General features: G+C 71.9%; 13 protein-coding genes and 1 pseudogene. 9 read left to right on the forward strand and 5 right to left on the reverse strand.

The genetic code is table 11. The features are described from left to right. Together ACGF2Y_RS18745 and ACGF2Y_RS18750 are read right to left on the reverse strand one after the other, a co-directional pair. Positions 1 to 2358: an FHA domain-containing protein gene (locus ACGF2Y_RS18745; RefSeq protein WP_392948447.1), complete on the reverse strand. Its 2358-nt coding sequence runs from the start codon at positions 2356 to 2358 to the stop codon at positions 1 to 3. 272 nt (positions 2359 to 2630) lie between these two features. Further along, complete coding sequence (locus ACGF2Y_RS18750) at positions 2631 to 3236, reverse strand: sigma-70 family RNA polymerase sigma factor (protein WP_392948450.1); 606 nt, start codon at positions 3234 to 3236, stop codon at positions 2631 to 2633. 76 nt (positions 3237 to 3312) lie between these two features. Between ACGF2Y_RS18750 and ACGF2Y_RS18755 the strand changes: the two genes are divergently transcribed. From ACGF2Y_RS18755 to ACGF2Y_RS18780, 6 genes and pseudogenes are all read left to right on the forward strand, one after another. Then, positions 3313 to 4140: an alpha/beta fold hydrolase gene (locus ACGF2Y_RS18755; protein WP_392948453.1), complete on the forward strand. Its 828-nt coding sequence runs from the start codon at positions 3313 to 3315 to the stop codon at positions 4138 to 4140. Between the two features lie 121 nt (positions 4141 to 4261). Continuing rightward, the gene (locus ACGF2Y_RS18760; protein WP_392948455.1) at positions 4262 to 4678 is read left to right on the forward strand and encodes an acyl-CoA thioesterase; all 417 of its coding nucleotides are present in this window, start codon (positions 4262 to 4264) and stop codon (positions 4676 to 4678) included. 290 nt (positions 4679 to 4968) lie between these two features. Further along, positions 4969 to 6165 (forward strand): cytochrome P450, encoded by a 1197-nt coding sequence (locus tag ACGF2Y_RS18765; protein ID WP_392948646.1) that lies wholly within the window; start codon positions 4969 to 4971, stop codon positions 6163 to 6165. A gap of 22 nt (positions 6166 to 6187) precedes the next feature. Then, positions 6188 to 7318, forward strand: a pseudogene (locus tag ACGF2Y_RS18770) (type III polyketide synthase); the annotation flags it as partial. A 98-nt stretch (positions 7319 to 7416) separates the two neighbouring features. After that, positions 7417 to 8607, forward strand: a complete 1191-nt coding sequence (locus tag ACGF2Y_RS18775) for a S8 family peptidase (protein ID WP_392948458.1) — start codon at positions 7417 to 7419, stop codon at positions 8605 to 8607. 408 nt (positions 8608 to 9015) lie between these two features. Then, a complete protein-coding gene (locus tag ACGF2Y_RS18780; protein ID WP_392948649.1) occupies positions 9016 to 9333 on the forward strand; it encodes a cupin in 318 nt (105 codons plus the stop codon). 243 nt (positions 9334 to 9576) lie between these two features. Here ACGF2Y_RS18780 and ACGF2Y_RS18785 read toward each other — a convergent pair whose 3' ends face one another. Beyond that, complete coding sequence (locus ACGF2Y_RS18785) at positions 9577 to 10587, reverse strand: zinc-binding dehydrogenase (RefSeq protein WP_392948460.1); 1011 nt, start codon at positions 10585 to 10587, stop codon at positions 9577 to 9579. 106 nt (positions 10588 to 10693) lie between these two features. On the opposite strand from ACGF2Y_RS18785, the gene ACGF2Y_RS18790 reads away from it, so the two are divergent. Next, entirely contained in the window at positions 10694 to 11284 is a 591-nt protein-coding gene (locus ACGF2Y_RS18790) for a TetR/AcrR family transcriptional regulator (protein ID WP_392948462.1), read from the forward strand. Between the two features lie 163 nt (positions 11285 to 11447). On the opposite strand, the gene ACGF2Y_RS18795 is transcribed toward ACGF2Y_RS18790, so the two are convergent. Next, entirely contained in the window at positions 11448 to 12266 is an 819-nt protein-coding gene (locus ACGF2Y_RS18795) for a M12 family metallo-peptidase (RefSeq protein WP_392948465.1), read from the reverse strand. 225 nt (positions 12267 to 12491) lie between these two features. On the opposite strand from ACGF2Y_RS18795, the gene ACGF2Y_RS18800 reads away from it, so the two are divergent. Continuing rightward, on the forward strand, positions 12492 to 13364 hold the full coding sequence (locus tag ACGF2Y_RS18800) for an ABC transporter substrate-binding protein (RefSeq protein ID WP_392948467.1): 873 nt from the start codon (positions 12492 to 12494) through the stop codon (positions 13362 to 13364). A 51-nt stretch (positions 13365 to 13415) separates the two neighbouring features. Here ACGF2Y_RS18800 and ACGF2Y_RS18805 read toward each other — a convergent pair whose 3' ends face one another. Continuing rightward, positions 13416 to 13841, reverse strand: coding sequence for a nuclear transport factor 2 family protein (locus ACGF2Y_RS18805; RefSeq protein WP_392948470.1), 426 nt, complete (start codon positions 13839 to 13841; stop codon positions 13416 to 13418). A gap of 163 nt (positions 13842 to 14004) precedes the next feature. On the opposite strand from ACGF2Y_RS18805, the gene ACGF2Y_RS18810 reads away from it, so the two are divergent. After that, on the forward strand, positions 14005 to 14574 hold the full coding sequence (locus ACGF2Y_RS18810) for a PadR family transcriptional regulator (RefSeq protein WP_392948473.1): 570 nt from the start codon (positions 14005 to 14007) through the stop codon (positions 14572 to 14574). The last annotated feature ends 39 nt before the right edge of the window (positions 14575 to 14613 follow it).

Genomic DNA, 14613 nt, shown 5'->3' on the forward strand with positions numbered 1-14613 from the left:
TCACTTCCGCATGACCGCGGGCTCGTGCCGCCTCAGCAGTTTCACGACCACGTACCCGAAGACGAGCGAGAGGAGGGCCATCATGCCCATGTTGAGCAGCCAGACCCCCGCCGAGTGCCCGAAGAGCGGATCGGAGGTCAGCTCGCCCGGCACGATCCGCGCCAGGTCGATCGTCCCGGCCATGGCCCCGAGCGCCCATCGCGACGGCACCAGCCACGCCAGCTGCTCCACCCCGGGAACCCCGTTCAGCTTGAGCAGCGCGCCGCAGAAGACGACCTGGACGATGGCGAGGAGGACGAGCAACGGCATCGTCACCTCCTCCTTGCGCACCAGCGCGGAGACCAGGAGGCCGAGCATCATCGCGGTGAAGGACAACAGGGCCACGGCCAGCGTGATCTCCACGAGCGGCGGCAGGAACACCCCTTCGCCACCTGGTGCGTTGAGATCGACGCCCACCAGTCCCACCAGGGTCAGCACCACGGCCTGGAGGACGGTGACGGTTCCGAGCACCACGATCTTCGACATCAGGTAAGCGGATCTGGAGAGCCCGACGGCGCGTTCCCGCTGGTAGATGACCCGTTCCTTGACCAACTCCCGTACCGCGTTGGCCGCTCCGGTCAGCACCCCGCCCACGCACAGGATCAGCAGGGCGTTCATCGCCGTCTCCTGGGTGAGGCGGCTGCCCGCCAGCGCACGGGCCATGGCGCCCATGACGAAGGGCAGCGCGATCATGATGATCAGGAACGTCCGGTCGGCGCTCAGCGCGGCGGCGTACCGCCGTACGAGCGTGTGCAGTTGCGCACCCCAGTTACGGGTCTTCGGCGGCGGCGCGACCAGCGCTCCGGGCGCGGCCGACGGCAGGTGGGGCTGCGCCGTGGCGTTGACGATGTACTGCCGGTGGAAGGGGGAACCGGCGTAGGTGACCGCCCAGTCGCGGTCGCGGTCGTTCTCGAAGGCCTCGAACGCCTCCGGCCACTCCGTGAAGCCGAAGAAGGCGAGGGCGTCGTCCGGGGGGCCGTAGTAGGCGATGCGCCCGCCGGGCGCGAGGACGAGCAGCCGGTCGCAGACCTCCAGGCTCAGTACGCTGTGTGTGACGACGATGACGGTACGGCCGTCGTCGGCCAGCCCGCGCAGCATGTGCATGACCGAGCGGTCCATACCGGGGTCGAGCCCCGAGGTCGGTTCGTCCAGGAAGAGCAGTGAGGGCTTCGTCAGCAGCTCAAGGGCCACGCTCACCCGCTTGCGCTGACCGCCCGAGAGCGAGTGGATCGGCTGGTCGGCGCGCTGTTCGAGGCCGAGTTCCTGGATCACCTCGGCGACCCGCGCCTGCCGCTCGGCCCGCGCGGTGTCCTGCGGGAAGCGGAGCTCGGCGGCGTAGCCGAGGGCCTTACGCACGGTCAGCTGGGAGTGCAGGATGTCGTCCTGCGGGACGAGACCGATGCGCTGGCGCAGTTCGGCGAAGTCCCGGTAGAGGTCACGGCCGTCGTAGAGCACCGTGCCCCTGTCGGCGGGGCGCTGTCCGGTGAGCGCGTTGAGCAGCGTGGACTTCCCCGCGCCACTGGGCCCCACCACGCCGAGCAGGCACTTCTCGCCGACGGGGAAGGAGACCCGGTCCAGCAGGATCTTGCCGTCCTTGCCCGCGCGGCCGACCGTCACCTCCAGGTCCTGGACGTCCAGCGACACCTCACCGGTGTCCACGAACTCCTGGAGTACGTCGCCGACCAGGCAGAACGCCGAGTGACCGATACCGAGGATGTCACCGGCGCCCACGGGGCCGCGGGCGACCGGCTGACCGTTGAGGAAGGTTCCGTTGTGGCTGCCGAGGTCGACGATCTCGTAGGTGCCGTCGGCCGAGGCCCGCAGTTCTGCGTGGTGGCGGGAGACCACCAGATCGTCGATGACGAGGTCGTTGCCCGGGTCGCGGCCGATCCGCACGGTCTTCGCGGGCAGCGGACGTACGGTCGTCGGCTGCCGGAACGTGCCGGTCGCCGCGGGCATCGACACGGCCGAGGGCCGGCCGGCGGAGGGAGCGGGAGGCTCCCGGCCCAGCAGGACCGCGCGAGGTCCGTCGCTCGCACTGCCGAAGCGGATCTCGCTGCCCGCGCCGACGTCCGAGGCGTGAATGCGCCGGCCACCGGTGTACGTGCCGTTGGTGCTGTCCTCGTCCTCGATCGTCCAGTGCCCGGCCTCGGGCCGCAGGACGGCGTGGTGCCAGGAGACCCGGATGTCGTCGATGACGACGTCGCTCCCGGGATCGCGCCCGACATGGTAGTCCCGGCTCGGACTCATCACCGTGGAGCTCAGATCGGTCTCCAGAACGAGTTCGGGCGCAGTCGGCGTCGCAGGCCGCTCTCCCATGCCTGAATTCTACCGATACGTAACGATCGGCGCCCGCCGCCGGAGGCGCGCGCTCGCGGACACGGTGATCAGGCTCGTGCCGGTGACCGGGCTCGCGGGTCGGTGCGGCACGGTGGCGAGGTCCGGTCCTTCCCGCCACCGGCTACCCGTCACCCACCGCCTCACGGGCCCGTACCTTACGGGCCGGACGCTGGACCATCGGCCGGCGGAACCCGCCGGCCGGCATTTCATGGAAACCGGCCGGGGGAGTGTGCGCGGTAACGGCGAGCGGCTCAGCGGCCGCCGCCCGCGAGCCGGTCCCGCTGGACGCGGTGCGCCAGGGTGCGGCGCACCTGGGCCGATCCGGCGACGGCTGTTTCCGTGGGAACGTCGAGCCCACGGCTGATCACGTCGTACGCGTCGCGATGGCTGCCGGGCAGGTCCGCCCGATGCTCCGTCAGGTCCTGCTCGACGAGCCGCCGCAGCGCGTCGACGTTCTGCGGCGTGAACCGCTTCCGGCCCCGGCCGAGCGCGTCGACCAGCCGGGTGCAGCGGGCGTCGTCGTGGAGGGTCTCGGAGATCTCCTCGGCCAGCCCCCACAGCCGCCCTTCGAGCCAGGGTGCGTCGTGCTGTTCGAGAGCGACACCCGGCGGGGGCGCCGGCTTGCCGGGCCGACTCTTCGTCACCTGCTTGGACACGGCGGGCTGGCTCATCCCGGTGAGCCGGGCGATGGTCTCCTGGGTCCAGCCGAGGCCGGCGAACAGTGTGATCATTTCGCTGCGCAGTCGCCGCATCTCCTCGCCCGCGAGGATGACCTCGTTCATGCCGGCGAACAGTTTTCCGGCCTGTTCCTCGGTCAGGAACCCGGAGTGGTGACGCAGGCCTTCCTTGTCTGTCATAGCTCGGTTATACCTGACCGGAACGAGGTTTATAACCTGGTTGTAATCCTTCGTCGCGGCGTGCAGAGTGGCCGGCGTGTCCACTTTTCACGCACCTGACGGAACCCGGCTCGCCTATCGCACGGCCGGAGACGGCGACCCCCTGATCTGTCTGCCGGGAGGCCCGACCGGCTCCGGTTACCTCGGCGACCTCGGAGGCCTGGCCGCGCACCGGCGGCTGATCCTCCTCGACCCGCGCGGCACGGGCCGTTCCGCACACCCGGAAGACGCCGCCTCCTACCGCTGCGACCGCCAGGTGGACGACGTCGAGGCCCTGCGCGCCCACCTCGGTCTCGACCGGGTGGACGTCCTGGCGCACTCCGCCGGCGCGAACCTCGCGGTGCAGTACGCCGCCCGCCACCCGCGACGCGTCGCCAGACTCGCGCTGATCGGCCCCGGCCTGCGGGCGGTGGGTGTGGAGATCGACGGCGAGATGCGTCGTGCGCTCGCGCTGCGCCGCAGCGGTGAGCCGTGGTTCCCGGCCGCCTTCGCCGCGCTGGAGGCGGTCATCGAGGGCTCCGGCGGCGACTGGGAGGCCGTCGCCCCCTTCTTCTGCGGCCGTTGGGACGCCGAGGCTCGGCGGCACCACGCGGCCGGACAGCCGGACAACGCCGAGGCCGTCGCCCACTTCGCGGCCGAAGGCGCCTTCGATCCGGCGGCCGCGCGTATGGCGCTCGCCGGTCTCGGGAGCCCTGTCCTGCTGCTCGCCGGTGAGTTCGACCTGAACAGTCCGCCTCCGGCAGTGGCCGCGTGTGCGGAGTTGTTCCCGCGCGCCGAGTTCGTCGTGCAGTCCGGAGCGGGCCACTACCCGTGGGTCGACGACCCCGGCCGGTTCGTGGCGACCGCCGCGCCGTTCCTCGGCTGAGGCCGTCTCCTCCTGCTTTCTGTCGTTGAAAACGTCTGCGTGCGCGACCGTGGTGCAGTGGAGGCATCCGGCAGGCCCGGTCCACCGGAATGGGCGGCCGGGCGCAGGTGTTCGCACAGTCATGACCTTCTCCGTTGACGTGACCGTGCGCGGGTACGAGCTCGACACCCAGGGCCACCTGAACCAGGCCGTCTACCTCCAGTACGCGGAGCACGCCCGCTGGGAGCTGCTGCGGGCCGCCGGACTGCCCCAGGAGAAGTTGCTGGCCGCCGGGATCGGCCCGGTGCAGCTGGAGGTGACGGTCACATACCGCCGCGAGCTGCGCGGCGGTGAGCGTGTACGGGTCACCTGCCGGTTCGACTACGGCACGGGCAAGACGTTCACCCTGGAGCAGAAGATCATCAAGGAGGACGGCACGGTGGCCGCGGAGATCACTGGAGTGGCCGGCGTCCTCGACCTGACCGCACGCCGGCTCGTCCCGGACCCGCAGGGCCGCCTCGCCGCACTGGCGGGCAACCCGGATCTGCTCACCGGCTGACGCGGGCGAGCGGGCCGCTCCCGGACCTGTCCCGGGGCCTCGGCCTGCCCGTCGAGGCGGCCCTGCGCCGGCGCGACGCGGACGGGCAACGCACCAGGTCCTTCGCCCGGAGCCCCTCCGCGCCGGGGCGTGCGCCCCTCTGATCGGCTGACTGCTGCGTGTCACCGACATGTTCCGTAGAGTGACGGGGCACAGAGGGGAGGTCTGGTCCCGGTTCCCGGTCCGGCATGCCCCCATTCCTCGAAGCGGTCATTGGGAGAACGTCGGTGGAGAACACCTCGGTGCAGAACATGGAAACCGTAAGGAGCTGCCCGTTCGACTACGCGCAGCAGTTGGAGTTCGACCCCCAGCTCAGGCAGTTGCTGACCGAGGAGCCGGTGTCCCGCATCCGTATGGCGTACGGAGAGGGCGAGGCATGGCTGGTCACCCGCTACGAGGACGTCCGGACGGTCACCACCGACCGGCGGTTCAGCCGCAGCGCCGTCCTCGGCCGTGACTTCCCCCGGATGACCCCGGAGCCGATCGTCCAGGCGGAGTCCATCAATCTCATGGACCCGCCCGCCAGCAGCCGGCTGCGCAGCCTGGTCGCCAAGAGCTTCACCCCGCGCCGCGTCGAGCAGATGCGCGGCGGGACCCAGCGTGTGGTGGACCGGCTGCTGGACGAGATGGCGGACGAGGGCTCTCCGGCCGACTTCGTCGCCCGGGTCTCCTCGCCGCTGCCGCTGATCACCATCTGCGAGGCGCTCGGCATCCCCGAGGCCGACCGCCCCTGGCTCAGGGCCCACGCCATGACGATGATGAACGTCGGGGCCGCGGGCAAGCAGGACGCGGTACGCGCCAAGGCGGAGCTGCGCGGCTACTTCCAGGAACTGACCGCCGAGCGGCGCCGCGCCCCGGGCGAGGACCTCATCAGCACCCTGGCCACGGCCCGGGACGGTGCCGAACTGCTGGACGACGACGAGCTGGCCGTCATGGCGATGGTCCTGCTCATCACCGGCCAGGACACCACGACCTACCAGCTCGGCAACATCGCCTACACCCTGCTCACCCACCCGGAACTCATGCGGTCCCTCCAGGCCGAACCGCAGCGGCTGCCCCGCACCCTGGAGGAGCTGCTGCGCCACATCCCCTTCCGCAAGGGCGTCGGCATCCCGCGCATCGCCACCGAGGACGTGGAGCTCGGCGGCGTCCTCATCAAGGCCGGTGACGTGGTGCACGTGTCCTATCTGACGGCCAATCGGGACGCCGCCAAGTTCGACCGCCCCGACGAGCTGGATCCCGACCGGCCCTCCATCCCCCATATGACGTTCGGCTGGGGCGCCCATCACTGTCTGGGCGCGCCGCTGGCCACCATGGAACTGGAAGTGGCCGTCTCCACGCTGCTGACCCGCTTCCCGGCCCTGCGTCTGGACGCGCCGCCCGCGGACGTCTCGTGGAACACGACGTCCATCTGGCGTTACCCGCTCGCCCTGCCCGTCACATGGTGACGAGAGCCTCCGCTCCAGAGAACGAGGAGAACCCATGGCGACCCTGTGCCGACCGGCCATCGCTGTGCCCGAGCACGTCATCACGATGCAGCAGACCCTGGACCTGGCCCGGGAGACCCACGCCGGGCACCCACAGCGCGACCTCGTCCTGCGGCTCATCCAGAACACCGGCGTACAGACCCGGCACCTCGTGCAGCCCATCGAGGAGACCCTGAAGCACCCGGGATTCGAACTCCGTAACCGGGTGTACGAGGCCGAGGCCAAGGCCAGGGTCCCCGAAGTCGTCCGGGCGGCCCTCGCCAACGCCGAGACCGACCCGTCCGAGATCGACCTGATCGTCTACGTCTCCTGCACGGGCTTCATGATGCCCTCGCTGACCGCGTGGATCATCAACACCATGGGTTTCGGAGCCGAGACCCGCCAACTGCCCATCGCGCAGCTCGGCTGCGCGGCGGGCGGCGCCGCGATCAACCGCGCGCACGACTTCTGCCTGGCCTACCCCGAGGCCAACGTCCTCATCGTGTCCTGCGAGTTCTGCTCGCTGTGCTACCAGCCCACCGACATCGGGGTCGGCTCGCTGCTCTCCAACGGACTCTTCGGGGACGCCATCTCCGCGGCCGTCGTACGGGGACGGGGCGGCACCGGCATGCGCCTGGAGCGCAACGGCTCCCACCTGGTGCCCGACACCGAGGACTGGATCTCCTACGCGGTGCGCGACACCGGGTTCCACTTCCAGCTGGACAAGCGGGTCCCGGGCACCATGGAGATGCTCGCCCCGGTCCTCCAGGACCTGGTCGACCTGCACGGCTGGTCCGTCCCGGACATGGACTTCTTCATCGTCCACGCGGGCGGGCCGCGCATCCTGGACGACCTCTGCCACTTCCTGAAGCTGCCGCCCGAGATGTTCCGCTACAGCCGGGCCACCCTCACCGAACGCGGCAACATCGCCAGCTCCGTCGTCTTCGACGCGTTGGCACGGCTCTTCGACGACGGCGGAGCCGCCGAATCCGCGCAGGGCCTCATCGCCGGTTTCGGGCCCGGCATCACCGCAGAGGTCGCCGTGGGCAGCTGGGCGAGCGACGACCTCCGGGCGGGCGTCGAACATGACCTGGACCAGCTGGAGCTGACCGCAGGCGTTGCGCTGTCCGGCTGAACCCGCTAAGGCGACCGACGGACGGGGACGAAGGAACGGGTGTTCGCGCTTCGCGGATGCACTCGCTCCGTGAACGGATCCCCACCCGAGGAGAATGCATGCGCCTGCCCGCCCGATGGGCCACGGCCGCCCTGCTGGTGATTGCACCTCTGATCGGCGCTCCCGCCCCGGCCTCGGCCGACAGCGGACCGGAAGGGGTCCTGGTGGAGCAGTCCACCCGGGCCGTACCCGGGCAGTACATCGTCACCCTGGAGCCCGAACTCCCGCCGGAGACCTTTCTGCGGGGGTTCGGGCTCAGCCCGTTGTTCACGTACGGGAACGTCCTGCACGGTTTCGCCGCCACGTTCACCGCCGCCGAACTCGAAGCGGTACGGGCCGTCCCCGGCGTCCTCGCCGTCGAGGAGAACGCCGAGGTGACCGTCCCCGCGCCGACCGCCGCGAACCTGCTGCGGGCCCCCGCGGCCGGCTGGGGCACCGACCGTATCGACCAGCGCACCCTGCCGCTGGACGACACCTTCACCACCACGGCCACCGGCAAGGGCGTGAAGGCGTACGTCGTGGACACCGGGATCGACGCCGCGCACAGCGAATTCGGCGGGCGGGTCGTGAACGGGTTCGACGCTGTCGGGGACGGCCGCGGCGGCATGGACTGCAACGGACACGGCACGCACGTCGCGGGCACCGTCGGCGGCGCGACCTCGGGCGTCGCTGCCGACGCCTCGCTGGTCAACGTACGCGTCATGAACTGCCAGGGCCGGGGCACCTGGGCCGGCGTCCTCGCCGGATTCGACTGGGTCGCCAGGGACGCCGCGCGCAGCGGGACCCCCGCCGTGCTGAACGCCTCGCTCGGCGGCGCCCGCTCCACCGCGGTCGACGCGGCGGTGAAGTCCGTCGCCGACGCGGGCGTGCTGCCCGTCGTGGCCGCGGGCAACGACAACCGGGACGCCTGTGACGTCTCCCCGGCCGCCGCGGACGGCGTGGTCACGGTCGGGGCGAGCGACCGGCAGGACCGGGAGACCTCCTTCAGCAACTGGGGCTCCTGCCTGGCGCTGTACGCCCCCGGCGTCGATATCGTCTCCGCCCGCCTCGGCGGCGGCACCGTCTCGCTGAACGGCACCTCCATGGCCAGCCCGCACGTCGCGGGCGTCGCCGCGCTCTACAAGGAGGAGAACCCCTGGGCCTCGCCCGCCGCCGTCGCACGGTGGCTGACGTACACGGCCACCGAGGACGTGCTCTCCGGCCTCGGCCAGGGCTCGCCCGACCGGCTGCTGTACACCGGAGGCCTCTGACGATCCGTCGGACGGCCGGACCGGCGGCAGCCCGTCCACGGGGCGGGGGAGCGGTGACCGCACGGCGGAATCCGCTCCCCGGTCCGGCCGTCCGGCGCTGCCGGATCGGTGGACGGCCCCGCCACCGAGCAGACCGGCTCCGCGCCCGACCTTCGCACCGGCGTCGCGGACGGCAGCGATCAGGTGACCTCGTCCGCCTCGTCCGCCTCGTCCGCCTCGTCCGCCGTGACGGGCGCGGCGACCGGCATGGCCACCGTCGAACCGCTCCGCGCGGGTATCCGTGGGGGAACCGGTCCCTCCGGGCGAGCCGCTGACCGAGCCGGATCCGGTGGTACGGGGATCCACCGCGAACGCACCCCACTGGGCCCATGGATCGCGGTGCCGCCACGGCTGCGGCACAGTGGGCACATGGACGACCTCAACGCACTCGCCGAGGAACACCTGACTGCGGCCCGCGCCGCCGCGCACGGCCGCAGCGCCCACCTCCTGCTCCAGCAGCCACCCTTGCGGCAGACGGTGATCGCGCTCACCGAGGGGACGGCACTCGACGAGCACAACGCGCCGCCCGCCGCCTCGCTCCTCGTCCTGCGCGGCAGCGTCCGCCTCACCGCCGCCTCCGGAGACGCCGAACTTCCGGCCGGAACCCTGCATCCGATCCCGCAGGAACGGCACGGGCTGCTGGCGCTCCAGGACGCCGTGGTCCTGCTCACGGCCGTCAACGACTGATCACGGCCGTCAACGACTGATCGCGCCGCCAACGGCTGATGACGGTCGTCCGTGAACGGCTGACCGCCAGGAGCGGCCGCGGGGCTCGTCGGCCGTGGAAGGGTGCGCTTCGCCCGCGGCGAGGTGTGCTGCGGCCGCGGCATGGCAGGAGAGGGCCGCGCGGGCCCGCCGCGTCCGGGATGCGCGCTGTACGCGCCCCGGACCGGCAGCCGCGCCCCGGCACGGCCGTGACGGACGCGTCCGTCACGGCCGCAGAACGATCCGGACCGGGTCGCCCTCCCTGGTCTCCAGCCGACGCACCGCCGACGCCGCGTCGGCCAGGGGCAGCACATCGGTGATCGACCGGGAGAAGTCCAGCCGGCCGCCCTCGGCGAGCCGGACGAGCTGCGCCACATGGTGTCCCTCCGAGCCGTAGTGGCCCAGGATCCGTTGCTGGAGATAGCTGAACAGGGTGCCGTGGGCGACCGTCAGCGGCTGGGCGGTCAGCCCCACCAGCACCAGCCGCCCCTTCGGAGCCAGCGTGGTCAGCGCCTGTTCGCGGACCGGAGGGGCCCCGGCGAAGTCGAACGCCGCCTCCAGGCCCACACCGCCCGTCGCCCCGAGCACCTTCTCGCGGAACAGCGGATCGCCGGGATCCAGCGCCAGGTCGGCCCCGAATTCCAGGGCCCGCCGCCGGGCCGCCGGGGCGGGGTCCACTGCGACGACCGGGTGCGCGCCCACCGCCCGCAGCAGCTGCACGGCGTGCGCGCCGAGCCCGCCCGCACCCCAGACGCCCACCGCCTCCGCCGCCCGCACGTCACCGGTGCCGGTCACCGCCGCCCATGGCGTCGAGACCGCGTCCGGGATGATCGCCGCCTGTTCGAAGGGCAGCGAGTCGGGCAGGGCGACGAGGGTGGCGGCGGTGGCGAGGGCGTACTCGGCCCACCCGCCGTCGTAGTCGACGCCCCGGGTGTACGTCCGGCCCCGGCGCTCCTCGCCCGCTTGAAGGACCACCCGCGCACCGGCCGTCCAGCCGGTGACGTCCGGCCCCGGCTCCGCCACGGTCCCGGCCACCTCGTGGCCCAGGGTGACCGTGTCCCCCTCCAGGTACATCGGGCTCAGGGTTCCGTCGATGAGGTGCACGTCGGAGAGGCACACCCCCGCCGCACCGACCTTCACCAGCACCTCGCCGGGGCCGGGCACGGGCCTGTCCACCTCCTCAACGGTGAGGGTGCGGCTGGGGAGGTGCAGACGCGCGGCGCGCATGCGTTCCATGGCGGGTCCCTAACGTTCGGATCGGCGGCCTATCGCAAGTCGCCTTGCTTTGAAACGTAAGCCCGGCCTGCCCGTAAAGCAAGTCGCCTTGCGATATGATTCGGGGGTGACCACCGAGAAGAGCCCCGCGCCGCTGCGCCGCCGGGGCGAACGCATGCGGCAGGCCGTGCTGGCGGCCACCGTCGGCCTGCTCACGTCGGAAGGACTCACCGGCACCACGGTCGCGGCGGTCGCCAGGTCGGCCGGGGTGCACGAGACCTCCGTGTACCGGCGGTGGAAGACCCGCGAGAACCTGCTGCTCGACGCCCTCGGCTCGCACGCCGACGACGCGTTGCCCGCGCCCGACACGGGGGACGTGCGCCAGGACCTGACCCAGCTGATGTCGGCGGTCTCGGACTATCTCGCCTCGCCGCAGGGCGCGGTCCTGCTCCACCTCGGCGCCTCCCCCGACGCGGCGACCGTCGAGGCGGGGCGTCTCCCGTACTGGGACGCCCGGCTGGAGCGCGGCGAGGACATCGTGCGGCGCGGGATCGAGCGCGGCGAACTGGCCCCGGACACCGATCCCCGGCTGGTGGCCGAGACCCTGGCGGGGCCGTTGTTCGCCCGGGTCCTGCTGACCGGGGCGCCGCTGGACAGGGGGCTCGCGCGCCGGATCGTGGACCTGACGCTGGACGGCGCGCGCCCCCGTAACGGGTGACGCGCTTCCGTAATGGGCAGCGCGGCAACGAGTGGCGCGCCGGCGGGACGTGGCACCGGGTGACGCGCCTGCGTGCCTGACCGGCGGGACGTCGTTCGGCGGGCGGCCGGATCAGCTCCGGTACGGCGACTGCCGCATCGTCACCTCAAGCGCAGTCGCCGTACTAATCCCGGTATCCGGCGACGATCGGCATGGTCTCGCGCAGCACCCGTACGCCGTCGTTGTCCGCGTCGCCCAGCCGGTGGCCCTGCCAGGTCTGCGTCGCACTGGAGAACCGGCTGATCCGCCGGCAGTGGTCCCCGCACGCGGAGCGGTACGCCATGATCGTGTAGCGCTTGCCGTCCTCGGTGATCCAGCCGGTGTTGTACGGATGGTTCCGGCTCACGCTCATCGAGCCGTCCGCGTTGCCCGCCAGCGTCCTGCGGTCATGGGCGAGGCCCAGGTTGTGGCCGATCTCGTGGCTCGCCGAATCCAGGTCGATCCCGTCGACGTCGACGACCGCGTAGGCGTACTCGTCCGTGGAACTGCCGAGCGCCGACGTGTAGTCCGCCGTGCCGCCGCCCCGCTGCGGGCGGTCCACGACGAGCGTGACCAGGTCGGCGCCGTACCGCGCCCGCTGTTCGTGCGCCTGCCGTCCGAGCCCCGCGGCATGGTCCTTGAGGGTGGCGTGCGCGGCGCGGAACTCCTCCGAGCCCTCGTAACCGGTCGCCGTGTACGGATGGACGACGCGGATGATGCCGCAGAGCCCGCCCGCCGCCAGGGACCGGTTCATCCGCGTCGCGATCCGCTGGGCCGAGGCGGGCACCCGGTGCTCGCCGCCCACCCGCTTCGCGGCCTTCGGCGTGTAGATGGCCAGCACGTCGACCACGGGGCACTGCGGCGCCGTACGTGCCGTGCCCCCGGCCGGCGCGCCCACCGGGCCCGCACAGAGCGATGCGCCGATGCCGACGGCCAGGGCTGCCTTCAGGAAGGTCGCGCGCATGGGGAGTTGACTCCGTCCGGAAGGGGCCGGCCCAGGGCGCTGCCCGATGGCTGAGGGTGCCTCATTTCTAACACTCAGTGATGTGGATCGCCGATCGTGGCCGAATCTCGTTGACGGCCGTTTGTTCCCTGGCCGGAGGGGTGTGGCGGCGAGGAGGTGGGCAGGTACACGTGTACGAACTCGCACGAATGGAACGGCAGTCGGCGGCAGAGGGGCGTGTGTGACGTGACGGAACAGAGCGAATGGCGGTTTTCCGACGACCGGGGTCAGCAGTCGACGGCACCCCGGCCGCCGGAGCGGGTGCTGGCCTATGTTCAGGCCGGGGCGACCCTGTGGGACCTCGGAATCCGGCCAGTGGGGATCTTCGGCTCCGACCACGACGGACCGGACCCCGACCCGGCGAAGACCGGGACCCTGCCGCTGGACGAGGTCGAGTACGTCGGTGCGGGCGGCGCCCCGGACGTCGAGCGGCTGCTGGGCGCCGGGCCGGACCTCGTGGTGGCCGTCAGCTACGGCGGCGGTCATGTCTACGGGCTGGCCCCCGAAACGGCCAAGCCCCTGGAGGAGCGGGTCCCGGTGGTCGTCCTCGACGTCAGCCAGGCCCGTACGTTCGGTGAGATCGGTGACCGCTTCGCCGAACTGGCCCGTTCGCTCGGTGCTGTGGACCGGCCGGGCGCGGACCGGGACCTGGACGCAGCCCGGGAGCGGCTGCGCTCCGTCGCCGCCGCCACGTCCGCCGACCCGCCCCGGGTGCTCGCCCTCTCCCCGGGCGGCCCGGACCAGGCGCATGTCGCACGCCCCGGGATGTGGCCCGAGCTGCGCGTACTCACCGAACTGGGCGTCCAGGTCGTGGAGCCGGCCGAAGGCCCGGGGGCCAACTGGTCCACGCTCGACCGCTCCGGCACCTTCGCGCTGCGCCCCGAGGTGATCCTGGCCGACATCCGCGCCCACGCCGCCCCACTGGAAGAGCTGCGGGGGAGCGGGGGCGTGCCGACGCCCGTCGTCCCGTGGAACCCCGAGCCCCTCTACGGGCCGCGCGACCACGCCCGGTTCCTGGGGCTGGTCGCGGACGCCCTGGAGGCGGCGCGGGCGAGCTGAACCGGAGCGCTGCCGCGGGGTGCGGTGGCGAGGCGCCGTGACGAGGTGTTGTTACGGGGCGGGGGCGAGGCCGTCGGCGACCAGGCCGGCGAGCACCGCCTCGCCCAGCGCCTGGACGGCGGAGGCCGGACGGACCATCACGGTGAACTCCTTGATCCGTCCGTCCTCGTCCAGGTGCAGCAGGTCGATGCCGTGGATCTCCTTGCCGCCGACCGTGGCGCGGAAGAGCAGGACCGCCGACGGGGCCTCGGACCCGTCGGCGCTCGTCTGCGAGGCGCCCGCGAACTCACCGACGTACCGGAAGTCCTCGAAGGTGCGCAGCAGGACGCCGAAGAGGCCCAGCACCATCGGCCGGCCCTCGAACGGGGTGAACTTCACCGGGCTGTAGAGCCGGATGTCCTCGGTGAACAGATCGTCCAGGGCGTCGAGGTCGCGGCTGTCGACGGCGGCGCGGAAGCGGTCCACTGCGGTGGTCATGGGTCCTCCTCGATGAGGTGCGCCCTCGCTGGGGCGCGTTGCATAGTCATGAAAGTGACTAGTCAGTTTCATGACTATCATGAGGGCCGGTGTTCCGGACAGGGCCGGACCGGGATCGGCCCGGACAGGGCCGGGCCGGACGCGGCGGAGAGGGGGCGGTCCGATGGCGTTGCGCCACGCGGTGCTGGCGGCGTTGCTCGACGAGGAGCTGAGCGGCTATCAGGTCACGAAGGCGTTCGCGGTGGGCGTCGCGAACTTCTGGCACGCCCTGCCGCAGCAGGTCTACGCGGAGCTGGCCAGGCTGGAGAAGGGGGGCCTGGTCGCGGGGCGGGAGGTCGTCCAGGAGGCGCGTCCCAACAAGCGGCTGTTCCGCGTCACCGGCGAGGGGCTGGCCGAGCTGGAGAGCTTCGCGTCCACCGCCGCCAAGCCCTCGTTCCTCCGGGAGGACCTGCTGGTCCAGGTCCAGGCCGCCGACCATCTCGACACCGATGTGCTGATCGAGCGGCTCACCGAGCGGTACGCGTTCGCCGAGGCCAAGGCCGCGCTGTTCGAGGAGCAGTTGCGCAGGATGCGCGGGGGCCTGGACGAGGCGGAGTTCCTGCTCCGCGGCGCACACGTCGGCCCGTATCTCACCTGCCGCCGGGGGCGGGACTTCGAACGCGCCAACCGCGACTGGTGCCGGGATGTGATGGAGGTCCTCCGGGCGCGGCGGGAGGTTCCCGCCGACTCCTGACAGGCGCCGCTCCGTCACCGTCCAGGTTTCCAAAAAATA

It is taken from the genome of Streptomyces sp. NPDC048142, assembly GCF_043202835.1.
In the GTDB taxonomy this organism is placed as follows: domain Bacteria; phylum Actinomycetota; class Actinomycetes; order Streptomycetales; family Streptomycetaceae; genus Streptomyces.